We start from the raw sequence: 25769 nt of genomic DNA, 5'->3' as shown, positions 1-25769 counted from the left end.
GGTGCGACGGGATCGCGACCGCCAGCGGTATCGCCGGCGGCCGTGCCCGTGTGCCGACTTCCACCCAGCCTCGACAACGCCTACCGCAACCCGCCGCATGGCGCGGCGCGACGCGCAATCTCAACATGAACAGAACCTTCCCCATCCGCATCGTGATCGCCGACGACCATCCGGCGGTCGTCATCGGCGCGCGCTACGAATTGTCCGCGACGAATACGGTGTCGGTCGTCGCGACCGCGCACAATTCGACGGAACTGATGGACGCGCTCGCGCAGCATCCGTGCGACGTACTCGTGTCGGACTACGCGATGCCGGGCGTCGAGCACGGCGACGGCCTCACGATGTTCACGAGCATCCTGAAGCGCTTTCCCGGCCTGAAGATCGTCGTGATGACGATGATGGAGAACGCGGTCGCGCTGCGCGCGCTGATCGACATCGGCATCGCGTGCATCGTCAGCAAGTCGGACATGCCGAATCATCTGACGATGGCGATTCACGCGGCCTATACGAACGGCCGCTACCTGTCGCCGTCGATGGACCGGATCATGCGCAACACGGGCAGCGTCAGCGGCAGGCCGCCGGCACTGTCGGCTCGCGAGGTGGAAGTCATCCGCCTGTTCGCGTCGGGGCTGTCGGTCAACGAAATCGCCGACAAGCTGAGCCGCAGCAAGAAAACCATCAGTACGCAGAAGAGTTCGGCCATGCAGAAGCTCGGCATCGAGCGCGACGTCGACCTGGTGCGTTACGCGATCTCGTGCGGGCTCGTGACCGACCACGGTTATTCGACATCCGCACGCGGCGACGGCGCAAACGGGTAACGCCGCCGCGGAAGACCGAAACAAAAAGCCCCGGCGCCTTGCGGCCGCCGGGGCTTTCGCGCGTCGGTGCGATCCGGCGCGCTGATCTTCGCCGGCACGTTCCCGTGCCGCCGGTGTCGTCGCACCTGCCGTCAGGCCGGATCGACGCCGCCCTCCTCCCTGGTTTCGCCGCCGCGCCCTTCGCTGGCCGACGCGGCGACGATCCCGTGCTCGATCGCGTAGCGCAGCAGGTCGATGTCCTTGTCGATCCCGAGCTTTTCCATCGCGCGCGCCTTCTGCGTACTGATGGTTTTCTTGCTGCGGCTCAGCTTGTCGGCGATTTCGTTGACCGTGAGGCCCGACGCATAGAGCCGCACCACTTCGAGTTCGCGGTCGCTGAGATCGCGCTTCTGGTCGGCGGCCCGCGCGCTCGAATGCGACGTGAGCGTGCGCACCACCTTCTCCACCGACGGCGAGTAATAGGTGCCGCCCGTCGCGGCCGCGTGAATCGCGGGAATCAGATGATCGATCGTGTCGGACTTGCTGACGATGCACTCGATGCCGAGCCGCGTCAGCGCGCCGACCACGGCCGGATTGTCGAGCATGGTCAGCACGACCAGCTTGACGGCCGGGTGATTGCGCTGGAGATAGGAGAACAGCGTGATGCCGTCGCCGTGCGCGCTGCCCGGCATCGCATAGTCGGACACCACGACGTCGCATACGCCGGCCTCGACGAGCCGGATCAGCTCGGTCGAATTGACTGCCTTGCCGGTCAACCGGATCGTCGGCACCGACGACAGCCCGTGCTCGACGCCGACCAGCATCGCCGGGTGGTCGTCGGCCAGTACCACGCGTATCAGATAGCTTCCCATAGTCGTCCAGATTTGCGCGGCAACCGTCGCGGCCGGCTCGCCGCCCGCGGGCGGCGCCGACCGCGCGCAGCGCGGCGTCGTGGATCGTAATTGGGCGCTATCTTCGCACGAAAACGGGGCCGTCAGCCATCGCCCCGGCCGGCGGCCGCCGCCGCCGCACCGCGCACCGCCATGAAAAAAACCGCCGGCTCGTGACGAGCGGGCGGTTCCAGGTACAGGGCGGGCGGGTGGGTGGGAGCGTCCTTCCATCGGCTCAGTGCCGATCGAGTCCCCGCACGTACCGGTGGAGCGTCATGCGTGACGCATTACTTCGCATCGATCCGGATCTCGACGCGGCGGTTCTGCGCGCGGCCTTCCGCGGTCGCGTTGGGCGCAACCGGGTCGGCGGCGCCGAGGCCTTCCGACACGAACGACTGCGCCTTCAGGCCGTTGCTGCTCAGGTAGTTCATCACGTTGCGGGCCCGCGACGCCGACAGCGCCAGATTGTGCGTCTTGCTGCCGGTCGAATCGGTGAAGCCCGTGATGGCCACGCGGCGGAATTCGATGCCGCCGTTGATCTGCACGAAGCGGTCGAGCTGGCTGCGCGCCTCCGGCGTCAGTACCGCGCTGTCGAACGCGAAGTTCGCGTCGCCCTGCAGCAGCACCTGGCGCTGCTGAACCGGCTGCGGCGCCGGTTGCGGTTGCGGTGCCGGCGGCGCGGCCTGCACGACCGGCTGCGGCTTGCCGCACATGAACGTGATCTCGCGCGGGTCCTTCATCGGTGCGCGGCTGTACACGCGGTCGATCATCTCGAGCGGCGTGAAACCCTTGCCCTGGCAGAATTCTTCCGCCGCACGGGCGCAGGCGTTCGCGCTGCCGAGCAGCCCATCGCAGCTCACGCGAAATACGTTGTCCGGCTTGCCCGGAATCGACACCGCCCGGATGTCGTAGGTGACGCCCGATTGCGTCGTGCACGCACCGAGCGCCATCGCGATCGCGCCGATCGATGCCGCGCGCAACAACAAGGTTTTCATGGTCATGGTGAAACGTCCGCCGTGACGGCGGACGCCTGGAAAAAGTTGAATGGAGTCAGTCGGATCGACGTCGCGGGCGGGGCGCGATGCCCCGCCCGGCGACTTACCACTGATACGAAGCGCCCACGCCGACGGTGTTGCCGCCGCTCGACATGCCCACGCCGGCCTTCATCTTCAGGTTCTGCGTGATGCGGGCCTCGCCGCCGAACGCCACCGCCTGATAGCCCTTGTAGGTCGCGCCGCCGATACCGAACGACACCGTCTTGCCCGGATCGACACCCGGAATCATCGTCAGCGCGGTGGCCGCGGCGATACCGGAGTACGCGTTGCGCGACAGGTCGTTCATCTGGCCTTGCACCCCGCCGAGCGCGCGGTCGAGCTGCCCCTTCGTCGCGACGTCGGTCGCATTCACACCGTCCGACACGTTCGAGATCGTGCGCGTCCGGTCGATCGAGCCGACCGACACGGTGTCGTCGCTGTAAGCGGTCGAGCCGGCGCCCAGTGCGACCGAGTTCGAACCCGACGCATTCGCACCCTGGCCGATCGCCACCGACTGGCTGCCCGACGCGTTCGAGCCGGAGCCGATCGCCGTCGCACCTTCGGCAGCGCTCTTCGCCCCCGAGCCGATCGCCACGCCGTTGCCTTGCGACACGCCTGCGTTCGAACCGATCACCGTGGCGTTGTTCGCGCCGGTGCCGATCGTCGCGCCCGAGCCCGCGGCCGTGTTGCCCGTGCCGCTGCCGGCGTTGGCGCCCGTTGTGCTGCCCGTGCCCACGTCGGTACCGGCGAAGTAGTCGTTGCCGGAACCGCCGTCGCCCGGATTGCCCGTGCCCGGGTTCCGCTCCAGTTCGCCGACACGGTCGTCGATGCCGCCGATACGGTCGCTCAGTTCGCTCAACTGCCCGAAGTTCACCGCGTCATACCGGCTCGCGCCGTCCGCGACGTTGCCCAGGCGCACCGGTGCCGCGCCCGAGCCGCCGAGGGTCACCGAACCGTAGTTCGGCGTGCCGTCCTTGTTCAGGTCGTAACGCACCGCGAGCGAATCGGTCGCGCCGTACTGCGCGGCGGCCTGGACTGCTTCGGCCACGGTCTTGTACTTGCTGCCGTTAACCTCGATCGACGTATCCGCGAGCTTGCCGTCCGCATCGACCGTCGTCCCGCCGCCGATCACGTCCGCCACGCTCTGCGCGGTGCCGTGCAGCTGCGCACCGTTGATCGCATCGCGGCTCGTCGCGCTCACCGCACCCGCGCCCACGCCGGTCAGCACCCGGTCGCCCGCCGTGCCCGCGAAGTTCACGGACGTGCCGTCCGTCTCCTTCGCGACCGTGATCTCGCGCGTGTCCGCGTCCTGCTGGACGAGGCCGATCGAGCCGTGGACGAGGCTGCTCGAGATGTTCTCGATCGCATCGCCGACGTTGTCGTACGTCTTGTCGTTCACGGTGTACGTCGGGTTCGTCACGTTGCCGTTCGCGTCGACGGTCGAACCGCCGCCGAGCGACTTCGCGACGCTCTGCGACACGCCGTGCAGTTGCGCACCGTTGATCGCGTCCGTGCTGGTGGCCGATACCGCACCCGCCTTCACGTTCGTGATCGTCGTACCGTTCGCGCCCTTCAGCGTGATCTGGTCGAAGTTCGCCGAACCGTTCGCCTGCTTGTCGTACGTCACCGCGAGCGACGTCAGGCCCGCACCCGGGTTCGTCGGATCGATCGGCGTGAGCACACCCGCGCTCTGCAGTTGACCGACGTTCACCGCGTCATGCTTGTCCACGCCGTCCGCGACGTTCTTCAGCGCCACCGGAGCCGTCGCGCCCGCGCCGCCCAGCGTCACCGAACCGCGGTTCGCCGTGCCGTCCGCGTTGCGGTCGTACGTCACCGCCGCGATCGACTGGCCGCTCACCGGGTCGACCAGACCCGAATCGGCCAGCTGCTTGTTGATCACGGTGATGTTTTCCGTGTTCGTCGTCGTACGGCCGTCGAGGTTCGACAAGGCGTCGCCCACGTTGTTGTACGACTTCGACTTCGACGCATCCGCCGGATCGGCCAGCGAGTACGACGGGTTTGTCAGCTTGCCGTCCGCGCCCACGGTCGAGCCGCCGCCCAGCGAATCGGCCACGCTCTGCGCCGTGTCGTGCAGTTGCGCACCGTTGACCGCGTCCGTGCTCGTGGCCGTGACCGCGCCCGCCTTCACGTTCGTCAGCGTCGTGCCATCCGCGCCCTTCAGCGTGACCGTGTCCTTCGCGGCACCGTCGTATGCGACGGCGAGCGACGTCAGGCCTGCCCCCGGGTTCGACGGGTCGACCGGCGCAACCAGGCCGGCATCCTGCAACTGGCCGAGGTTGATCGCGTCGTGACGCTCCGTGCCGTCGGCAACGTTCTTCAGTGCGACCGGCGTCGTGGCGCCTGCGCCGCCGAGCGTCACGGTATCCTTCGCCGCGCCGTCGTACGTCACCGCCATCGACGTCAGGTTGCCCTTGCCGTCGTCGCCCACCACGCCCGCGTTCTTCAGCTGGCCGAGGTTCAGCGCATCGCCGTCGTCCGTTGCGTCCGCCACGTTCTTCAGCTGCGTCGGGCCGGCGCCGTGGCCCAGCGTCACCGAACCGTAGTTCGGCGTGCCGTCCGCGTTGCGGTCATACGTGACCGCCGCGTTCGCCTTGCCGTCGTCGCCGATCAGGCCCGAACCCTTCAGCTGCGCAACGTTCACCGCGTCCAGGTCGGCCACACCGGCCTTCACGTTCGACAGCGTCGTGCCGGCCGCGCCCTTCAGCGTGACCGTGTCCTTCGCGACACCGTCGTACGCGACGGCGAGCGACGTCAGGCCCGCCCCCGGGTTCGCCGGATCGACCGGCGCCACCAGGCCCGCGTCCTGCAACTGGCCCACGTTGATCGCATCGTGACGATCCACGCCGTCCGCGACGTTCTTCAGCGCCACCGGAGCCGCCGCGCCCGCGCCGCCCAGCGTCACCGAACCGAGGTTCGGCGTGCCGTCCGCGTTGCGGTCGTACGTCACCGCCGCGATCGACTGGCCCGTTGCCGGATCCACCAGCCCCGAATCGGCCAGCTGCTTGTTGATCACGGTGATGTTTTCCGTGTTCGTCGTCGTACGGCCGTCAAGGTTCGACAGTGCGTCGCCCACGTTGTTGTACGACTTCGACTTCGACGCATCCGCCGGGTCGGCCAGCGAGTACGACGGGTTCGTCACCTTGCCGTCCGCGCCCACGGTCGAGCCGCCGCCCAGCGAATCGGCCACGCTCTGTGCCGTGCCATGCAGCTGCGAGCCGTTGATCGCGTCCGTGCTCGTGGCCGTCACCGCACCCGCCTTCACGTTCGTGATCGTCGTGCCGGTCGCGCCGCCTTGCAGCGTGACGCGATCCTTGGTGTCGTCGTCATAGCCGACGGCCAGCGGATTGCCCGAACCGCCCGAGTTGTCCGCGACGTACTGCTTCAACTGGTTGTAGTTGATCGCGTCATGGTCGTCCGTCGCATCCGCGACGTTCTTGATCTGCGTCGGGCCCGCGCCATTGCCCAGCGTCACCGAGCCGTAGTTCGGCGTGCCGTCCGCGAGACGGTCGTACGTCACCGCGGCGATCGACTTGCCATCGTCGCCGATCAGGCCCGAGCCCTTCAGCTGGCTCACGTTCACCGCGTCCAGGTCCGCCACGCCGGCCTTCACGTTCGACAGCGTCGTGCCGTTCGTGCCCTTCAGCGTCACGGCGTCCTTTGCATTGCTGTCGTACACCACGGCCAGCGATTCGCCCGTGACCGGATCGATCACGCCGCCCTTCGACAGCGAATCTTCCAGGTTGCCGACACGCGTGTTCGTCGTGAACAGCTGCGAGCCGTTCACGGCGTCCTTGCTCGTCGCCGACAGTTCGCCATCCTTGACGTTGTGGATCGCCACCGGCGTGGTCGCGCCCGTGCCGCCCAGCGTCACGCTGTCCTTCGCCGCACCGTCGTACGTCACGGCCATCGACGTCAGGTTGCCCTTGCCGTCGTCGCCCACCAGGCCCGCGTCCTTCAACTGGCCGAGGTTCAGCGCATCGCCGTCGTCCGTCGCGTCCGCCACGTTCTTCAGTTGCGTCGGGCCCGTGCCATGGCCCAGCGTCACCGCACCGTAGTTCGGCGTGCCGTCCGCATTGCGGTCGTACGTGACCGCCGCGTTCGCCTTGCCGTCGTCGCCGATCAGGCCCGAACCCTTCAGCTGCGAAACGTTCACCGCGTCCATGTCGGCCACACCGGCCTTCACGTTCGACAGCGTCGTACCGGTCGTGCCGGCCAGCGTCACGGTGTCCTTCGTCGCGCCGTCGTACGTCACCGCCAGCGACGTCAGGTTGCCCTTGCCGTCGTCGCCCACCAGGCCCGCGTCCTTCAACTGGCCGAGGTTCAGCGCGTCGTGGTCGTCCTTCGCGTCCGCGACGTTCTTCAGCGCCACCGGAGCCGTCGCACCCGCGCCGCCCAGCGTGACCGAACCGAGGTTCGGCGTGCCGTCCGCGTTACGATCGTACGTCACCGCGGTGATCGACTGCCCGGTCACCGGATCGACCAGCCCGGAATCGGCCAGTTGCTTGTTGATCACGGTGATGTTTTCCGTGTTCGTCGTCGTACGGCCGTCGAGGTTCGACAGCGCGTCGCCCACGTTGTCGTACGACTTCGACTTCGTCGCGTCCGCCGGATCGGCCAGCGAGTAGGCCGGGCTCGTCACCGTGCCGTCGGCACCCACCGCCGCACCGCCGCCAAGGGCATCGGTCACCCCCTTCAACTGGCTGACGTTGACCGCGTCGGTTGCCTGCGTGCCTGCCGCGACGTTGACGATCTGGCGTTCCGCCCCTGCACGGCCGACGGACACTGCGTTCGCACGATTCGAGAACGCGTTCGCGCCGAGCGCGACGCTGTTGGCCGCGCCCGCGGTCGCGTTCGCACCGAGCGCCATCGCGCCTTCGACGCTGCGCGCGACGTTCGCACCCGTGCCGATCGCGACCGCGTTGGTCGAGCCGGCCCGCACGTTCGCCGCGCTGCCGAGCGCGACCGAGCCGTCGCCGATTGCCTGCGCGCCGTTGTTGCCGACCGCCAGCGCATAGTCGCCGTTCGCCTGCGCGTTCGCACCCAGCGCGACGGCTTGCGTGCCGTTCGTCTGGACGTTCGAACCCATCGCGACCGAGTAGTCCTGGCCGGCGCCGGTTTGTGCGAAGCTGCCGATTGCGACCGAGTTGTTCGAACCCGCGCCGCTCTGGAGGCCGACCGCCACTGCGTTGGCGCCGCTTGCCGCCGTCGACGATCCGATCGCGGCCGCCGTTGCCGTAGCCGGATCCGCGCCGTTCAGCGAAGCGACGTTGTTGCCCTGCAGACCTTCGATCGCGACGAGCGGGTCGCTGACATCCTGCGGCTGCATCGAACGCGAACTCACTTCGTCGATCGCAGCCTTCGTCTTCTTGTCGATCTCCGACGAGAAGGTATCGATCGCTTGCTGCGTCTTCGAGGTCACCGACGTCGACAGGTTGTTCAGCGCCGCATAGAGCTGGCCGCCGTTGACCGCGTCGGTGCTCTGGAATGCGACGTCGCCGTCCGCCACGTTGACGATTTTGCGTTCACGGCCCACGTCGCCAACCGACACGACGTTGTTCTGGTTCGCGACCGAGTTGTAGCCGATCGCGACCGAGCCGTTGCCGGTCACGCGCGCACCGCTGCCGAGTGCCAGCGAGTTGGCGCTGGTCGCCCGCGCGTCGGAACCGATGGCGACGGCGAGCGCGCCGCTTGCGACCGCCGGCGTGCCCGTGACCGGGTCGGCATTGACCTTGACGAAGCGCAGGTTGCCGCCGGACATCTCGTCGCGAAGATCCGACAGGCCCGTGTTCAGTTGCTTGACGTTGACCGCGTCCAGGTCGTCGACGCCCGTCGCGACGTTCTTGATCTGCGTCGGGCCTGCGCCATTGCCCAGCGTCACCGAGCCGTAGTTCGGCGTGCCGTCCGCGTTACGGTCGTACGTCACCGCGGCGATCGACTTGCCGTCGTCGCCGATCAGGCCCGAGCCCTTCAGCTGGCTCACGTTCACCGCGTCCAGGTCCGCCACGCCGGCCTTCACGTTCGACAGCGTCGTGCCGTTCGTGCCCTTCAGCGTCACGGTGTCCTTTGCATTGCTGTCGTACACCACGGCCAGCGATTCGCCCGTGACCGGGTCGATCACGCCGCCGTCCTTCAGCGAGTCCTTCAGGTCGCTCAGGTTCTGGTTCGTTGCGAACAGCTGCGAGCCGTTCACGGCGTCCTTGCTCGTCGCCGACAGTTCGCCTTCCTTGACGTTGTGGATCGCCACCGGCGTGGTCGCGCCCGTGCCGCCCAGCGTCACGCTGTCCTTCGCCGTGCCGTCGTACGTCACCGCCAGCGACGTCAGGTTGCCCTTGCCGTCGTCGCCCACCAGGCCTGCGTCCTTCAGCTGGCCGAGGTTCAGTGCGTCGTGATCGTCCGTTGCGTCCGCGACGTTCTTGACTTGCGTCGGGCCAGCGCCGTTGCCCAGCGTCACCGTGCCGTAGTTCGGCGTGCCGTCCGCGTTACGGTCGTACGTCACCGCGGCGATCGACTTGCCGTCGTCACCGATCAGGCCCGAACCCTTCAGCTGGCTCACGTTGACCGCATCCATGTCCGCTACGCCGGCCTTCACGTTCGACAGCGTCGTGCCGCTCGCGCCGGCCAACGTCACCTTGTCGCGTGCCGTGCCGTCGTACGTCACGGCCATCGACGTCAGGTTGCCCTTGCCATCGTCGCCCACCAGGCCTGCGTCCTTCAGCTGGCCGAGGTTCAGTGCGTCGTGATCGTCCGTTGCGTCCGCGACGTTCTTGATCTGCGTCGGGCCCGCGCCGTTGCCCAGCGTCACCGTGCCGTAATTCGGCGTACCGTCCGCGTTACGGTCGTACGTCACCGCGGCGATCGACTTGCCGTCGTCGCCGATCAGGCCCGAGCCCTTCAGCTGCGAAACGTTGACCGCGTCCATGTCGGCCGCACCGGCCTTCACGTTCGACAGCGTCGTGCCGCTCGCGCCGGCCAGCGTCACCTTGTCACGTGCCGTACCGTCGTACGTCACCGCCATCGACGTCAGGTTGCCCTTGCCATCGTCGCCCACCAGGCCTGCGTCCTTCAACTGGCCGAGGTTCAGGGCGTCGTGATCGTCCGTTGCGTCCGCGACGTTCTTGATCTGCGTCGGGCCTGCGCCGTTGCCCAGCGTCACCGCACCGTAGTTCGGCGTGCCGTCCGCATTACGGTCGTACGTCACCGCAGCGATCGACTTGCCGTCGTCCCCGATCAGGCCCGAGCCCTTCAGCTGCGAAACGTTGACCGCGTCCAGGTCCGCTACGCCGGCCTTCACATTCGACAGCGTCGTGCCGTTCGTGCCCTTCAGCGTGACGGTGTCCTTCGCGTTGCCGTCGTATACGACAGCCAGCGATTCGCCCGTGATCGGGTCGATCACGCCGCCGTCCTTCAGCGAGTCCTTCAGGTCGCTCAGGTTCTGGTTCGTTGCGAACAGCTGCGAACCGTTCACCGCGTCCTTGCTCGTCGCCGACAGTTCGCCTTCCTTGACGTTATGGATCGCCACCGGCGTCCCGGCATTGCCCAGCGTGACCGCGCTCTTGGTTGCATCGTCGTACGTCACGGCCAGCGACGTGAGATTGCCCTTGCCGTCGTCGCCCACCAGGCCCGCGTCCTTCAACTGGCCGACGTTGACCGCGTCCATGTTCGCCACGCCGGCCTTGACGTTCGACAGCGTCGTGCCGCCCGCACCGGCCAGCGTCACCTTGTCGCGCGCCGCACCGTCGTACGTCACCGCCATCGACGTCAGGTTGCCCTTGCCGTCATCGCCCACCAGGCCCGCGTTCTTCAACTGGCCGAGGTTCAGCGCGTCGTGATCCGCCTTCGCGTCTGCAACGTTCTTCAGCGCGACCGGCGTCGTGGCGCTCGCGCCGCCCAGCGTCACCGAACCCATGTTCGGCGTGCCGTCCGCGTTGCGGTCGTACGTCACCGCAGCGATCGACTTGCCGTCGTCGCCGATCAGGCCCGAACCCTTCAGCTGGCTCACGTTGACCGCATCCATGTCGGCCGCGCCGGCCTTGACGTTCGACAGCGTCGTACCGGTCGCGCCGGCCAGCGTGACCTTGTCCTTCGTCGCACTGTCGTACGTCACCGCAGTAATCGGCTTGCCCGTCACCGGATCGATCAGCCCCGAATCCTTCAGTTGGCTCACGTTCACCGCATCGGTGTCCGCCGTCCCGGCAGCCAGATTGGTGATGCGTCGCTGCAACGCCGACGAACCGACGGAGACCGTGTTGTCTGCGGTCGCGATGCTGCCGCTACCCAGTGCGACCGACGACACGCCGGTCGACGACGCATTCGCGCCCAGCGAAACGCTCGAATTGCCCGACGCAAGCGCAGCAGGCCCGAATGCGAGCGTATTCATCCCCGATGCGGACGAACGGGTGCCGAGCGCAACGCTTTGACTGCCGGCCGGTCCCATTGCGGTCGCGCCATCGCCGATCGCATAGTTGGCATAGTTCGACTTGGCGCCGAACCCGATCGCACCGCCGCCAGCGTACCCGCTCGTGCCGGCTTGCGCGTTCACGCCGATCGCCATCGTGCCGTACCCGCCGCCGCTGGTATTGGCCGTGGCACCGTTACCGATGGCGATGTTTCCGCCAGAGCTTCCCGACTGAGCCACCGCTCCGCTTCCGAGCGCGACAGATCCCGATCCGCTGGCCGTCGCCGCGGTACTCGTCGCGTTACCCAGAACCTTGATGTAGGTGTTGTCCGTCTTCGTCGACAGCGCCGTGTTCATCTGGCCGACGTTTACGGCATCCGTATTGGCGATGCCGGCCTTCACGTTCGACAGCGTCGTGCCGCCAGCGCCCTTCAGCGTGACCTTGTCCTTCGTCGCGCCGTCATAGGTCACCGCGTTCGGATCGCTGCCGCCATTCGCGGCCAGCGCATCGAGCGCGTCGCCAACGTTGTGGTAGTCGGTTCCGGCGACCTTGTAGGTCGGCTGCGTGACGTTGCCGCTGCCGTCGACCACCGCGCCGCCGCCGAGTGCCTTGGTCACGCCCGACAGCTGGCCAACGTTGACCGCGTCGGTGGCTTGCGTGCCGGCCGCGACGTTCACGATCTGGCGCTGCTGCGTCGCCGAGCCGACCGAAATCGTGTTGTTGCGGGTCGCGCTCGAACCGGAGCCGAGCGCCATCGCACCGGTCACGTTCGCGGCGACCGCTGCTTGCGTGCCGAGTGCAACGGAATTGGTGGCCGATGCGCCAACGACCGCGCGATCGCCAATGGCAACGGCACCATTCGCGCCGGCATTCGCCTGATTGCCCAATGCAGTTGCGTGACTGCCGCTTGCCGATGCCATACGACCCAGCGCCGTTGCGCCTTCACCATTGGCCACCGTACCGGAACCGAGTGCCGTCGCGGACAGGCCCTGTGCGGAAGCCGCATTCCCGATAGCTGTCTCCGCGCCCATGGTGCCGGCCACGGCCGCATTGCCGATCGCGACGCCATTCGTGCTGCCCACGCTGGCCGCCGCGCCCGTCCCGCGAACGTTGACGTACGTGTTGTCGACCTTCTTCGACAGCGCCGTGTTCATCTGCCCGACGTTCACGGCATCCGTATTCTGCGTGCCGGCAGCCACGTTGACGATCTGTCGTTGCAGCGACGTCGACCCGACCGACACCGCATTGTTGCGATCGCCCACCGAGTTCGCGCCGAGCGCAACCGCATTCGTACCGCTGGCCAGTGCACCACGACCGAGTGCCGTCGAGGTCGCGCCCGTTGCACTTGCCCGCTCACCCAAGGCAACGCTCGACGCCGATGTCGCGTTCGCGAGCACACCGATCGCAACGGCGTTCGTGGTTGCATTCGCTGCATAACCGATTGCGGACCCATAGGTTCCGCTGGTGCTGGCACCGCGGCCCACCGCAATGGCGTTCGCGCCGACGGCACTTGCCGTCATGCCGAGTGCCGTGGCACCGTCGGCGCCCGAATAGGCGCCATAGCCGACGGTAGTCGCATTGGTGGACAGAGCCGCCGCACCTCGGCCCATTGCCGTCGAATTGCTCCCCGTCGCGCGTGCGCTCACGCCGACCGCCACGGTCTCGCTGCCCGTCGCGTTCGCAAGGGTGCCGAGCGCAACGGCATTCTGCCCCGTTGCAACGGTATTCCCGCCGAGCGCGACGGCCGACGTGCCGCCGGCGTTCGCATTCGCCCCGATTGCCGTCGCGCTGCCGCCCGCGCGTGCCGCCGTCGCAGTCGCATACGTACCGGTATTGGTCACAACATACGGGTTCGCCGTCCCCGCAGCCGCAATCGCCGCGTTCAACTGGTTGACGTTAACGGCATCCGTCCCGGCCGTACCGGCAGCCAGGTTGTTGATGCGGTGATTCGTCATGTTGAAGTTGCTGTCGACGTCCACCGGGCCGCGAAGGTGCACGCCCGAGCCGCCCAGCAGGAAGAGATGGCCGTCGACGGTACCGCTGATGCCGGCCTCGGTCGCCGCGCTTGCCTGACCGACACCACCACCGTTGACGTTGCTGTTGTTGTACAACTGAAACGACCTGACGTGACCTTCGCTCAGTCTGAAATTGGAGATCGCCGTACCGCACGCCGCAGTCGTCCTGGTTCCGACCGTGTTGCCGCCGCCAAAGGTCGTCCCATAATAGCCGCTGCCCGCCGGCGCACACAGCGACAACGATCCACCGCCATTGGCGGCCTGCGCCATCGCGTCGTTCGCCATGGCGCCACCACCCACACCGGCCATCACGGCGACCGCCGCGGTGACCGACGAACGCATCGTCGTATTCGACTTCGATTTCGTGCGCATCCGCGCCGTTTCGGCTGCCGCCGTCCATGTACCCGTCGTCGCGTTCCAGACGGTGCGATAGGTCTTGTTCACGTTGTTTGCCTCAGTAGAAAAAAGGGAGAAGGACGCTCCTCGTCCACCATTGGCAATGTATTGATCGCCCGTCGTTTCGATAATCAGACGGCCGGACGTCACATGACTTATTTCGTAGGCCTGGTCCTAACATGACGTTGCTTGACAATCGGTCATGTCAAACGCGGCGCGACATTCCGTTCTCTTGAACGATTCCGTTTGACACGGCTGCGTTGCAGGACGTATATACGCAGCGCGCGACCGATTGCATGAATAGGACTTGTCCTATCCTTCGCGCGCGAGTGTTTCGGACTGCCCTACATACAGCCTCGTCCACTATCCCGATAATTTTCCCGTTCCCCGAGCCGGCGGCGCATCGCGCTGCCTTCAATCGGCTCGCGGAGATCGTCCGCGTTCCGGCCTCGCCGCGGCGCGTCCCCGATTCGCGCATTGATTCACCAGTCTTCGCCTCATGCCCATTCGCCACCTCTTCGCGTCCCACACGGACGCCAGCGCGCCGTTCGCATCGATCGACGACGACACGCGCGACCTGAGCCTGCTGAACCGGTATCAGCGCTTCACGCTGTACGGCGGCGCGGTCGTGCTGTCGCTCGTGATCCTGATCGCGGCAGGCATCCTGCTCGTCGGCTCGGTGCGCGACTACATCGCCGAGCGGCGCGACCTGTTCGCGACGCACAAGGCGCTCGTGCAACTCGAAATGGACGCGAAACAGGCGTCGATGCGCCGCGCGGTGATCAATGCCGAGCTGCTGTGGAACGGCCATCCGCCGCATGCGCGCGAAGCCTCCGACGCGCTGCGCAGGGACGGGCACGTCCTGCTCGCCCCGATGCCCGGCGTGAGCGAGATCTTCGTGGCCGCGTCGCCCAAGGCGCTCGCCGAGCGCGAAACGGATCGCTACGTGCAGCTGATGGAGCGCCAGACGATCTCGGTCGCGGCCGCCGAACGCCAGACCGGGCGCGCGGTACGCGGTTACGCATACAGCCCCGACCGCAACGTGATCGCGATCACGCCGCCGCCGTCGATGCCGTATCCCGACCTGCTCGCACGCATCGGCGTGCCCGACACGCCTACGCTGATCGAACACCTCGCGTTCGACGCGGCCGACTGGTCCGATCCGGCCATCGCGCGCTACTGGCGCCTGTCGCGCCGGATCGCCTGGCAGGCGCCGGCGATCGATCCGCTGACCGGCAAGACGGTCTTCCGTCTCGTCGAACCCGCATTCGACGGCCAGCAGCATTTCATGACCTTCGTGAGCGACTTCGACGTCGACGTGATCGCCGAGCGGATGAAACATGCACCCGGCGATGCCGTCGCGATGTTGATCGACGAAAACGGCCGCGTGCTGCTGGATGCCGATCGCACCGGCGACGCGGAGGACGGCGCGGCCCTGATGAAACAAGCGCTGGCCGAAGGCACCTGGCGGCGCGGCCTCGCGCATTTCGACGAAAGTTACCGTCACGGCATGTTCACGATCACCGACCGGATTTCGGACACCGGCTACGCGATCGTCTATGCGTACTCGTGGCGCACGATCGCCTTTGCGATCTGGTCGACGATGCTGCGCGAGTTCGGCACGACCGCGACCATCCTCATCGTGCTGTGGACGCTCGTGATCGCGTTCGACCTGCGGGTGTTCGCGCCGCTGTTCCGTCGTTCGCGCCGCGTGTTCGAAAGCGAGCGGATGAGCCGCACGATCGTCGCCACCGCGCCGTTCGGCATCGGCCTCGTGTCGCCCGATACGCAGCAGGTACTGCTGCGCAACCGGATGCTCGAGCTGTACGACCGCGAGGCCGGCGATCCGCCGCTGCACGAGCGGCTGCTGGCTCGCTACCGCGAGCGTGCGGACGCGTCGCCGGTGCAGCTCGACGTCGAACTGCCCGTGACGCTCGACGACGGCCGCGCGCGCGACCTGCTCGTCAACTTCGTGCGCGTCCGCTACAAGGGCAAGGAAGCGCTGCTGTTCAGCTTCTCCGACATCACGACGCGCGCCGACGCCGAACGCGCACTCGACAGCGCGAACCGCGCGAAGTCGACGTTCCTCGCCACGATCAGCCACGAGATCCGCACGCCGCTGAACGCGATGCTCGGCAATCTCGAACTGCTCGACAAGGCGCCCGACCCGAGCCGCCAGAAGCCGCGCCTGCATGCGGTCACGTCCGCCGCGCGCATGTTGCTCGACATGCTGAACAACGTGCTCGACATGACGAAGATCGAAGCCGACCGGATGACGCTCGAAGCGACGGGGTTCGGGATCGACGAGCTGATGCGCGACGTGGCGGACCTGTTCGAGCCGGTGGCCGGCGCGAAGGGCGTCGCGCTGCGTATCGACGTCGATCCCGCGGCGACCCGCACGTATGTCGGCGATCCGATGCGGGTGCGGCAGATCGTCGTGAACCTGGTCAGCAACGCGATCAAGTTCACCGATCGCGGCACGGTCGCGCTGTCGGTGTCGGCGCCGCCGGGCGATGCGACGCCCGTGACGATTCGCGTCAGCGATTCGGGCATCGGCATGACGGCCGACCAGCTTGCGCACGTGTTCGAGCCGTTCGCGCAGGCCGACGAATCGATCGCGCGCCGCTTCGGCGGAACGGGCATCGGCCTCGCGCTGAGCTACAAGCTCGCGGAGTCGATGGGCGGGCGCATCGACGCGGACAGCGTGCCGGGCGTGGGATCGACGTTCGTCGTCACGTTGCCGCTGCCGCTCGACAGTCAGCCGGGCGCCGCACACGCGCCGTCCGGCGAGGATGCGCCGAACGTGCGCGTGCTGTTCGTCGACGACAACCCGGTCAACCGTTCGCTCGTCCACGATCAGCTGGACGTCCTCGGCTATCAGGCCGATATCGCATCGAACGTCGCCGAGGCGCTCGATCTGGTGGACCGTCACGACTATCCGGTCGTGCTCACCGATCTCAACATGCCGGGTCTCGACGGGTACGCGTTCGCACGCGTGCTGCGCGAGCGCGGGCGGGTGCAGCCGATCCTGGCGGTGACCGCGCATGCCGAACCGGACGAGTTGCGCCTGGCGTGGGAAGCGGGCATCGACGAGATCGTCACGAAGCCGACGTCGCTGAAATCGCTCGAACAGGCGATCGCGAGGTACACGGGCACGTGGCGTCGGCCGGTCTATCCGCCTGCACCGGCGCGTGCGTCCGGCCCGCTGCCGAAAGACCTGCATACGGTGCTCGCCGATGCAACGCGACGCTCGAGCGCGACCATCGCCCGGGCGCTGCAGGACGGCGACCTGAAGGTCGCGCGCTCGGAGATTCACAGCATGCGGGGCGCGTTCGCGATGATCGGCGAGCGGGAGATTTCGGGGCTCTGTGCGTCGATGGAAGCGCTGGCGCTGGCGGGCGATGCCGCCGCGTTCGCGCGGGAGTTCGAGCGCTATCGACGGAGCGCGAACGAGATCCTCATGCGGCGGGCGGCGGGCTGATCGAAATCGCCGACTGAAACGATTGCTGACACATCCGGAAGGAATCGATCATGCGGCCGGCCGGCTCGATTGCGCCGCACACGTTGTGCAGCAGGCATTCGAGGCATTGACCTGATGGCCATCGCGGATGATTTCGTACATGACTGCCCTCTGACACCGCGCGATCTCGGCTACAGTGGTTGCACGTTTTCGCCTGGACTCCGACATCATTTCGACATGCCAAGCATGTGACGGACTGATCGTTGGCATCCACTGCGTAAACGAGCGCGGCCCGCAGGTGATACAGCACCCACGGGCCGCTGACCACAACCAACTCAACGCAGGAGTTGACCATGGCTGGCGCGCATCATAACGCACCGATGTATTTCCGCGATTGTTTTGTCTCCCCTCAATCGTCTTTCCAATCTGGCCGCGTCGTCCCGCACATCAGGCTGACCGACATGGCGCCGCCTGTCGTGTATCTGTGGACGCAGCTGTCCGGCCGGTGGATCGAGGCTGCCGGCTTCGATCCCGGGCAGCGCCTGCGGATCGAGGTGTCGCACAAGCGGCTAGTGATCACGCCGATCGAAGACGCTGGCTGCACGTCGGATGAACAAGCGGGATGCCCCGGTATCGATCGTGGAACCCGGCGGCAGCAACGTTCGGTGATGACGGAGGAAGCGTAATGAACTACGACGCATCGAAGCAGCACACCGACGACGTACCGGACGATTTCGACTACTACGATGTCGGCGAACTGGCAGCCAAGTCCGTACTCGTACTTAAGCTCAACGCATTGATGGCATCGCGCGGCCTGACCGAAGAAGAGGCCGCGGCGCTCGCGGAAATGGCCCGGCCGGTCGTGACCCCCGAGCAGCGCGAGCGGCTCCGCAACGTGACGCTGGATCAACTGATGCTGACGCTCGCCTCGTTCGGCCAGCATGTGGAGATCGTCGTACGGCCTGCGCGGGAAGGCGGGCCGGCGGGGATCACGGTTTCGGTGTGACGGCCATCGGGCGGGCTTGAAGGAGTGTGTGGCGGCCGGAAGCGCCTCGGCGCTCGCATGAGGCAGCGTTAGGAGTAGTGCTATCGAATACATAGCATGACGACGGCCGGGCCCAGCGGCCGACGCCGAAGCGGCTCCGGCACCACACTCGTTCAATTTAACGTGAACGATCGTCACAACCAATCGGACCAGGCTGATTCTTCTCCTGTCGTGGCGGCATCCTCGGCCATGCCATCGGTGGCGCATCCGATCGACTCCAATCCGTTACCTGAATCCGCCGCCTCCAGTCCACGCGTGCCACGCGCCATCGATCCCCCAAAGCAGACGCGGCGACCGTCCGGTCACGCATCGAAATGACATCGGCCCGCGCTCGAATCGAGCAACGGGCCGACGTATGTGACACATACCCGGAAAGCGGGCCGCTTACTGCTGAATCACCGCCTGCTGCGCCAGCTTGTCCACCAGCGCCGTCATCGCACGCTGCTGCGCCTGTGCTTCGAGCTGCTGACGCAAGACGTTTTTCGCCGCGTCGAAGGTCGGCACGGTCGTCGCACGCTTCTCGTCGAGTTTCACGATCGCGAACGCGTTGCCGATCCGGATCGGGCCCGCGACGGCGCCCGGTTGCAGCGACGTGATCGCCTGCGCGAGCGGCACGGGCAGGCCGCCCGTCTTCCCTTCGGCCACCGGCGTGCGCAACTCGACCCACTGCGCGACACCGCCATTCGGTGTCGTGTTGTATTTCTTCGCCACGGCGTCGAACGCGGCGCCCTGCTTCAGCTCCGCGACCAGTGCGTTCACGTCGGCCGGATCGGCCACGGCGATCACGTCCGCGCGATATTCGAACTGCGCGGCATTCGCGACGACGTCGTCGTAACGCGCCTTCACCTGCGCATCGGTCACCGCTTGCGGGTGCAGGTTGTCGCGCAGATAGAGATCCGTCGCCGCCACCGTGCGGGCGCGCATCACGACGCGGTTCACTTCCGGCCGGCTGCCGTAGTTGGCCTTTTCAGCCGCCTGCTCGACCAGATGCTGGGCGATCAGTTCACGCTTGGCCTGTGCACGCAGTTCCGGCGTGGCGGTCAGCCCGGTGGTTTCGATCATGCTGTCCACGTCGCTGCGCGCAATGGGCGTGTCGTTGACGACCGCTTCGACGCCCGACGGCAGCGGCGTTTCGGTTTTCGTGCCTGCGGCGCGCGCGACGGGTGCGCCGCAGGCGCATGCGAGTGCGATCAGCGTGGAAACAATGGATATGTGGTGCTTCTTCATGAGGGTTCCTTCATCGAGGGAGGGAGTTGCCGCACGCGATGGCGGTCGGGAGAAAGCGCGGCGGTTTCGCCGCGGGCAACCGAACGGATCGGTGCCGGACAGGCCGCGCGCGAACGATCGCGTCGCGGCCGGACCTGGAACGAGAACCGGTCGACCCGGTCTCGCATGGGATGGCACAGCGGCCGCCGGCGACGCAACGGCGGCCGTCGGCGCGGAAGACAGAGATGAATGCCCTGCGCTCGCATGTGGCAGCGTTCTCCCAACCTGCGACCCAAATGGGGCAGACGCGACCGAGCCCACCGGTCGCCGCAGGGCATTCACGTCTCGCCATCCGGCTCGGCCCGCTTAGGCTGCATCGTTCGATTCGGGCGCACGCGGAGAAAAATGCGCCGCCCGGCGAACGGGCAGCGCGTCCAACGAAGCGGAGCTTCGGATACGAGGTGTCGGGCGCACACCATGCGACCGCCCGACGTTTGCATTGTCGAAGTTCGAACAGCGTCCGCACAATCAGCCGGGTCCTATTCCGCACGACATCACCGTTGAATCGTCGAGGTCTCGCGCGCATTCATCGTCACGGCGAGCGGCGGGAATGCGGCGACGCTGCGCATCGCGCCGTAGAACTTGTTCATCGCGACGTCGATCCCGTAGTTCGGCAGCGTGCGGCCAAGCCCGTGCGAGAACAGCGTCTCCGGCTGCAGCGGAAAACAATGGTCGAGCAGGAAGCGCGCACCGGCCGGCGAGATCGTATACGCGCAGATCCCGTAGAACTCGAGCAGGTTCATCACGAGCACGGGGCCGCGATCGATACGGAAATCCTCGACGGCCTGCGCGAGCGACGCCTCGTCGAAACGCATCGTCACCGGCGTGCGGCTGTTGAAGATCGAGCCGCGCAGGATCGAATCGAAGTTGTAGCCCCACGCGACGAAGTCGTAACGGCCGGCATGCGCATGCAGGAACCGCATCGCGGTGTCGTCGAAGTCGGGCCTGAAGATCGCGTCGTCTTCAGCGACGGTCACGAGCGCGTCGCCTGCGGCGATCGCGGTCCACAGCCGGTGCGTGGTCATCGCAATGCCGATCGCGCCGCGCGTATAGGGCAAGCCCGGTGCGAACAGCCCGCTTTCCTCGATCGTCGCGTCCGACAGCGCGCGCCCGTCGACCGCGTCGACGAACGCAAAATCCAGATTCGGGTTGTTCGCGCGAAATGCGTCGCGACGGCCGGGTTCGTCCTCCAGCGAAATCACGCGCAGCGTGCGGGATACGGTCGGCATGCACGCGTCGGACACCGAGGCGGAATGCCGGGCGGTCGGGCCGGGCCGATCGGTAACGGGTGTCGACATCGTCACCACCCCGTCACGACCGACACGCCGAACACGATACCGAGCACGATGCCGACCGAGCGCCCTTGCAGAATCGGCTGCAACGCCGCGGGCTCGAAAAACGGATCGACCGCTTCGTGCCGGTTGCGCCACGCCGCGAGCAACGGCGGCGCCAGCAACGCCAGCGCCATCAGCAGCGCGGTTGCGCCCATCACGACCGCGCCGGTCGACGTCCAGCGCGTGCCGAACTCGACGACGACATGGACGAGCGCCACCGTCGCCGCACTGGCGATCATGCCCATCACCGTGCCTTTCACCAGATGATCCGCGTCGCTCATGGTTCGTTCTCCCAGTAGGTTGGCGGCCGAACGCCGTCGGCCGGAATACCCCGTATTAAAGGGATGCGCGACGCGAATCTCTGTCAGACGAGTCCGATTGGATAGCCGGACACGCAAAAATAGGACTGGGCCTACACGCACGGCGCGGAAATCCGTCAACGCGATGCAGATTAGGACTGGTCCGATTCAGTTGCCGAAACGGCATGCCTAAAGTGGCAGTCGACACGGAGCCGGTGTCGTCGAGCTTTCTCTCGTCGCCCGGCTCCACGACCGACAACCCGACCGTCCGCATGCCGTCACGCGGACGACTCACCGGAGCGACTTCCATGCAGACCACCTTCCCCGACACGCCGCCCGCAGCCCGCATGCAGCCGATGCCGATCGCCCGCGAGGACATCGTGTCGCCGGCGATTCATGCCGACGACAACGCCGTCGCGACGCTGACGCAGGCACTCATCGATCGCGGCGCCATCGCGGATGCCGTGGATCTCGCCGCGCGGCACTGGCACGCGCACCCCGACTCGGCGCATGCCGCGTTCAACTGCGGCTACGCACTGCAGATCGCCGGGCGCCACGCCGACGCGCTCGCGCCGTATCTGCGCACGTACGAACTGGCGCCCGCGTGGCCGTCGCTGAAGAACAACCTGGCACTGGCGATCCGGCTGACGAACGGCGACCCGGATACCGAATACGCGCTGCTCGAACATGCGCTCGACGACGACCCGAACGACGCGCAGGCATGGACCAATGCGGTCGTCACGCGGCTCGAACGGCTCGATCTCGACGGCGCGCTGGATGCCGCCACGCAGGCGTACGCGCTCGCCCCGGAAAGCCCGCTGGTCGCCAACAACACGGCGACCGTGCTGAAGGAAGCCGGACAGTGGGATGCCGCCGAGGCCTATGCGCGGCGCGCCATCGATCTCGCGCCGGACAACGCGGCCTACCGCCACAACCTGTCGCTGCTGCAGCTCGCGCGCGGCGACTTCGCGTCCGGCTGGCGCAACTACGAAGCACGCTGGGACGGCTCCGGCGAACTGCGCGGCCGCCTGCCGGTGTTTGCCGGGCCGCGCTGGCGCGGCGAATCGCTTGCGGGCAAGACCTTGCTCGTCTGGGGCGAACAGGGGCTCGGCGACGTGCTGCAGTTCTGCCGCTACGTGCCGTTGCTCGCGGAGCGCGTGCGACGCGAAGGCGGACGCCTCGTCTGGAACGCGTTCCCGGTGATGGGCGCGCTGCTCGAGCGCAGTCTCGCGCAACACGTCGACGTGTACGACATCGCGACGCAACCCGACGCGCTGCCGGCCTTCGATTTCGAACTGCCGCTGATGAGCATTCCGTGGATGCTCGGTCTCGACGGCGACACGCTCGCCACGCCCACGCCCTATCTGCACGCCGACCGGGCCGCGACCGATGCCTGGCGCACGGCGCTCGCCGACGAGACACGCCTGAAAGTCGGCCTCGCATGGACCGGCAGCGTCACGCATGCGCGCAACCGCTACCGCCGCGTCGGCCTCGACCGCTACGCCGATGCGTTCGCCGGCCTGCAGGACAAGGTCGCGTTCTATTCGCTGCAGCCCGGCGCGCAGCACGACGTCGAAGCGGCGCGCGCGCGCGGGTTCGTGGTGAAGGACTGCACACACGAATGGAAAACGCTCGACGACACCGCATCCTTCGTCGGCGCGCTCGACCTCGTGATCACGGTCTGCACGTCCGTCGCGCACCTGAGCGGCGCGCTCGGCCGCCCCACGTGGGTGCTGCTCGATGCGAATCCGCACTGGGTCTGGCAGCACGAGCGCCGCGACAGCCCGTTCTATCCCGACGCGTCGCTGTACCGGCAGCCGACGTTCGCCGACTGGGGGCCGGTGCTGAACGAAGCGGCCGACGATCTCCGTGCGCTCGCCGCCTGACGGCGCCGCCCGATTCCACACCGCCGCCGGGCCGACGACGCGCGATCGCCGTCGGGCCCGGCGCGACACCGGAGCCTCGCCATGCACTACAACATCTGCGTCGTCCGGCCGCCGGGCTACGCGCATTCCGGCGCATTCACGGAACTCGCCGAAGTCGTCGCCTACGGACTCGACGATCTCGGCCACACCGTCCATATCAGCGAGAACGCGATGATGCCCGACGCGCGCAATCTGCTGATCGGCTGCCATCTCGCCGATCCCGACGCGACCGCGCACGTGCCCGACGACACGATCGTCATCAACACCGAGCAGATTCACGTCGACGAACAACCGTGGAACGAGAAGATTTACCGCTGGGCGTCGCGTTACGAAACCTGGGATTACAGCGAACGCAATCTCGCCAAATTGCGCCGCCTCGGCATCGCGCATGCGCACTATCTGAAGCTCGGCTTCCATCCGGCGCTGCGCCGCATTCCGCACGACGTCGAACAGGACATCGACGTGTTGTTCTACGGCACGATCGGGCCGCGACGCGCGGCGATACTCGACGCGCTGCAGGCGCGCGGGCTGAACGTCGGCATCGTCAGCGGCGGCATCTACGGCGCGCCACGCGACGCGGCCATCGCGCGCGCGAAAGTCGTGCTGAACCTGCATCACTATGCGTCGCAGATATTCGAGGTCGTGCGCGTGTTTTATCTGATGACGAACGGCAAGGCCGTCGTCGGGGAAGTGTCGCCTGCCACGGCCCTCGATCCGGACTATGCAGGCGGGTTTCAGGCGGCGCCGTACGACGGACTGGTCGACGCATGCGTCGAGCTGGTTCGCCATCCGGAGCGGCGTCGGGCACTGGAGGCGGCCGCGCTGGAAACGATCGGCCGGCATCCGCAGGCACGCACGCTCGCACCGCTGCTGCGGGAAGCGGTTGCCGCATCGTGACGGGACGCGTCCGATCCGTCGCGCGTGGCCGCCTTGTCCACACCGTCGGCTGCCATTCCGAAGCGGCGTCAAGCGACTCGCCCATCGGCCCATCCAATTCTTCTTTCACAATCGTTGACAGACAGCTAAGACGCGTCTGATTCCCTGCACCCCGCCCATTCGACACAATGGCTGCGCTGGATGGCTAACACGCCGTCACCCGGCAAGTAATGCGAATTTCGTTGCGATTGGCGTCGTCGTTTTTTCGTTCTCGAATCGATGTTTTTTGTACGGAGTGCGTATCGATTTCTCGTCGATCACCTTCCGCATCGATCAGACGCCATGGGCGAAAACCGTTTTACATCGGGCGCGCGCCGGTGATTCCCGGTCACGAACAGCTCGATTTTTCGTACATGTCCCATGGTTTCGGGACAAGACGGCACCTAGACTCGTCTTCCTCTCCGGATACGTCGGCAGTTGGCCCGCCGAGCAGCGTCCCGTGACCGGGCAGACGAGACGGCGCCCCATCGCGCCTAGCGGATCAGGTTGGAAGGGAAGAGAAACATGAATGGCAGGCAGCCCACAGGCAGCGAAATCACCGTGTGCGCGGTAGACGTCGCCGCGATCGTCGCGATCGCGGCCTGGGCGCATACCGGTTCGTTCCGCGATCTCGCATCGATCCGCGTCGAATCGATCCTGGTCGGCGTCAGCGCGCTGCTCGCGGCGTTCCTGCTTCGCCTCACCGGCGCCGGCATGGACGGCCGGCGCCTGCCTGCCACACGCGCCGCATTGCGCTCGCTCGCGCTGTGGTTGGTCGTGCAGGGCTTCGTGTTCGTGAAGATGATCGCGCTGACGACGCTCACGGCCGTGTTGCTGCACTGGTTCTTCGACTGGACGATCGGCGTCGCGATCGCGCTCGTGGTGTTTCGCATCGCCCTGAGCGTCGCGCGGCGGCGCAGCCTGCGCGCGACGGTCGCGCCGTGCCGCGTCGCGATCGTCGGCGACGGTGCGCGCATCGAGCGCCTGGCCGCCACGCTGCGGGCGAATGCCGCGCCGCAGTATCGACTCGTCGGCGCATACCTGACCTCGGGCGACATGCCGGAGCTCGACGGCGACGCACGCATTCTGGACACGCTGCCGTCGTTCTCCGCCTGCGTGCGGCGTGCACAGGCGGAAGAAGTCTGGATCGCGCTCGCGATCGAGGACGACGCGGTCGAGCCCGTGATCGACGAGTTCCGCAACGATTTCGTCGAATTGCGCCTGATGCCCGATGTCAGCAAGCACGCGCTGTTCGGCAGCCGCATCGACGAGATTCTCGGCGAGCCGGCGATCTCGCTGGCCGCACCGCCGCTGTCCCGCGGCGCCCGGTGGACCAAGGCGATCTTCGATCGCGCGTTCGCGGCGGTGGTGTTGATTCTGCTGATGCCGTTGCTGCTCGCGATCGCCGCCGCGATCAAGCTGAGTTCGCCGGGCCCGGTGCTGTTCACGCAGAAACGGCGCGGCGGCGACGGCGGCACGTTCGACATCTACAAGTTCCGCACGATGCGCGCGCATGCCGAATCGCCCGGAACCGTCGTGCAGGCGACGCGCAACGACCCGCGCGTGACGAAGGTCGGCGCGTTCCTGCGCCGCACGAGCCTCGACGAGCTGCCGCAGTTCATCAACGTGCTGTTCGGCGACATGTCGGTGGTCGGCCCGCGCCCGCATGCGGTGGAACACGACGCGCAGTACCGCACGCTGGTCGACGGCTACATCCATCGCTACCGGATCAAGCCCGGCATTACCGGCTGGGCGCAGGTGAACGGATTGCGCGGCGCGACCGAGCGGGTCGAAAGCATGCAGTCGCGCGTCGATTACGACCTGTACTACCTGCGCAACTGGTCGTTCGCACTCGACCTGCGAATCATCGCGGCGACGGTGCTCAAGGGGATCGTGCATCCCAATGCGTACTGAGCGGCCACGCGGCCCGGGGCGGCATCGCGGCCGCCGATTGATGTGACTGCGGCGCAGTGCCG

At 67.0% G+C, this 25769-nt stretch carries 13 protein-coding genes; 7 read left to right on the top strand and 6 right to left on the bottom strand.

Annotated elements, in window-relative coordinates; genetic code table 11:
• Window positions 1-125: 125 nt before the first annotated feature.
• Window positions 126-818: a response regulator gene (locus tag WJ12_RS21580; protein ID WP_034189625.1), complete on the top strand. Its 693-nt coding sequence runs from the start codon at window positions 126-128 to the stop codon at window positions 816-818.
• Between the two features lie 131 nt (window positions 819-949).
• On the opposite strand, the gene WJ12_RS21575 is transcribed toward WJ12_RS21580, so the two are convergent.
• The 3 genes from WJ12_RS21575 to WJ12_RS21565 form a co-directional block, all read right to left on the bottom strand.
• On the bottom strand, window positions 950-1669 hold the full coding sequence (locus tag WJ12_RS21575; RefSeq protein ID WP_034189626.1) for a response regulator: 720 nt from the start codon (window positions 1667-1669) through the stop codon (window positions 950-952).
• 305 nt (window positions 1670-1974) lie between these two features.
• On the bottom strand, window positions 1975-2688 hold the full coding sequence (locus tag WJ12_RS21570; protein ID WP_059560059.1) for an OmpA family protein: 714 nt from the start codon (window positions 2686-2688) through the stop codon (window positions 1975-1977).
• 97 nt (window positions 2689-2785) lie between these two features.
• Window positions 2786-13597, bottom strand: coding sequence for a YadA-like family protein (locus WJ12_RS21565; RefSeq protein ID WP_069245816.1), 10812 nt, complete (start codon window positions 13595-13597; stop codon window positions 2786-2788).
• Between the two features lie 451 nt (window positions 13598-14048).
• On the opposite strand from WJ12_RS21565, the gene WJ12_RS21560 reads away from it, so the two are divergent.
• The 3 genes from WJ12_RS21560 (at window position 14049) to WJ12_RS21550 (ending at window position 18015) form a co-directional block, all read left to right on the top strand.
• Window positions 14049-17030 carry an ATP-binding protein gene (locus WJ12_RS21560; RefSeq protein WP_059556323.1) on the top strand — a complete coding sequence of 994 codons (2982 nt, stop codon included), beginning with the start codon at window positions 14049-14051 and terminating at the stop codon, window positions 17028-17030.
• 332 nt (window positions 17031-17362) lie between these two features.
• A complete protein-coding gene (locus WJ12_RS36035; protein WP_059556324.1) occupies window positions 17363-17695 on the top strand; it encodes a SymE family type I addiction module toxin in 333 nt (110 codons plus the stop codon).
• On the top strand, window positions 17695-18015 hold the full coding sequence (locus tag WJ12_RS21550) for an XRE family transcriptional regulator (RefSeq protein ID WP_034189630.1): 321 nt from the start codon (window positions 17695-17697) through the stop codon (window positions 18013-18015). Before WJ12_RS36035 ends, WJ12_RS21550 begins: the two co-directional genes overlap by 1 nt.
• Window positions 18016-18438: 423 nt before the next feature.
• On the opposite strand, the gene WJ12_RS21545 is transcribed toward WJ12_RS21550, so the two are convergent.
• The 3 genes from WJ12_RS21545 to WJ12_RS21535 all read right to left on the bottom strand — a co-directional run bounded on the left by WJ12_RS21545 (window position 18439) and on the right by WJ12_RS21535 (window position 20935).
• Window positions 18439-19281 carry a peptidylprolyl isomerase gene (locus WJ12_RS21545; RefSeq protein ID WP_034189631.1) on the bottom strand — a complete coding sequence of 281 codons (843 nt, stop codon included), beginning with the start codon at window positions 19279-19281 and terminating at the stop codon, window positions 18439-18441.
• Window positions 19282-19814: 533 nt separating this feature from the next.
• On the bottom strand, window positions 19815-20549 hold the full coding sequence (locus WJ12_RS21540; protein ID WP_226103861.1) for a glycosyltransferase family 25 protein: 735 nt from the start codon (window positions 20547-20549) through the stop codon (window positions 19815-19817).
• Window positions 20550-20620: 71 nt separating this feature from the next.
• A complete protein-coding gene (locus WJ12_RS21535) occupies window positions 20621-20935 on the bottom strand; it encodes a hypothetical protein (RefSeq protein WP_059556326.1) in 315 nt (104 codons plus the stop codon).
• Between the two features lie 365 nt (window positions 20936-21300).
• On the opposite strand from WJ12_RS21535, the gene WJ12_RS21530 reads away from it, so the two are divergent.
• From WJ12_RS21530 to WJ12_RS21520, 3 genes are all read left to right on the top strand, one after another.
• Window positions 21301-22839 carry a tetratricopeptide repeat protein gene (locus WJ12_RS21530; protein WP_051701022.1) on the top strand — a complete coding sequence of 513 codons (1539 nt, stop codon included), beginning with the start codon at window positions 21301-21303 and terminating at the stop codon, window positions 22837-22839.
• An 81-nt stretch (window positions 22840-22920) separates the two neighbouring features.
• The gene (locus WJ12_RS21525; RefSeq protein WP_059556327.1) at window positions 22921-23775 is read left to right on the top strand and encodes a CgeB family protein; all 855 of its coding nucleotides are present in this window, start codon (window positions 22921-22923) and stop codon (window positions 23773-23775) included.
• 543 nt (window positions 23776-24318) lie between these two features.
• Complete coding sequence (locus WJ12_RS21520) at window positions 24319-25707, top strand: undecaprenyl-phosphate glucose phosphotransferase (RefSeq protein ID WP_059556328.1); 1389 nt, start codon at window positions 24319-24321, stop codon at window positions 25705-25707.
• The last annotated feature ends 62 nt before the right edge of the window (window positions 25708-25769 follow it).

The sequence above is a fragment of the Burkholderia seminalis genome, from assembly GCF_001718535.1.
Classification (GTDB): Bacteria; Pseudomonadota; Gammaproteobacteria; order Burkholderiales; family Burkholderiaceae; genus Burkholderia; species Burkholderia seminalis.
Note: the sequence above shows the minus strand (reverse complement) of the source record. Positions and strands in the feature narration are given on the sequence as shown.

Bases quoted from the DNA above. Each gene is read 5' to 3' on its own strand.
- WJ12_RS21570 (WP_059560059.1), bottom strand. From the start codon at position 2,688: ATGACCATGAAAACCTTGTTGTTGCGCGCGGCATCGATCGGCGCGATC.
- WJ12_RS21560 (WP_059556323.1), top strand. From the start codon at position 14,049: ATGCCCATTCGCCACCTCTTCGCGTCCCACACGGACGCCAGCGCGCCG.
- WJ12_RS36035 (WP_059556324.1), top strand. From the start codon at position 17,363: ATGGCTGGCGCGCATCATAACGCACCGATGTATTTCCGCGATTGTTTT.
- WJ12_RS21575 (WP_034189626.1), bottom strand. From the start codon at position 1,669: ATGGGAAGCTATCTGATACGCGTGGTACTGGCCGACGACCACCCGGCG.
- WJ12_RS21540 (WP_226103861.1), bottom strand. From the start codon at position 20,549: ATGCCGACCGTATCCCGCACGCTGCGCGTGATTTCGCTGGAGGACGAA.
- WJ12_RS21520 (WP_059556328.1), top strand. From the start codon at position 24,319: ATGAATGGCAGGCAGCCCACAGGCAGCGAAATCACCGTGTGCGCGGTA.
- WJ12_RS21545 (WP_034189631.1), bottom strand. From the start codon at position 19,281: ATGAAGAAGCACCACATATCCATTGTTTCCACGCTGATCGCACTCGCA.
- WJ12_RS21530 (WP_051701022.1), top strand. From the start codon at position 21,301: ATGCAGCCGATGCCGATCGCCCGCGAGGACATCGTGTCGCCGGCGATT.
- WJ12_RS21550 (WP_034189630.1), top strand. From the start codon at position 17,695: ATGAACTACGACGCATCGAAGCAGCACACCGACGACGTACCGGACGAT.
- WJ12_RS21535 (WP_059556326.1), bottom strand. From the start codon at position 20,935: ATGAGCGACGCGGATCATCTGGTGAAAGGCACGGTGATGGGCATGATC.
- WJ12_RS21580 (WP_034189625.1), top strand. From the start codon at position 126: ATGAACAGAACCTTCCCCATCCGCATCGTGATCGCCGACGACCATCCG.
- WJ12_RS21525 (WP_059556327.1), top strand. From the start codon at position 22,921: ATGCACTACAACATCTGCGTCGTCCGGCCGCCGGGCTACGCGCATTCC.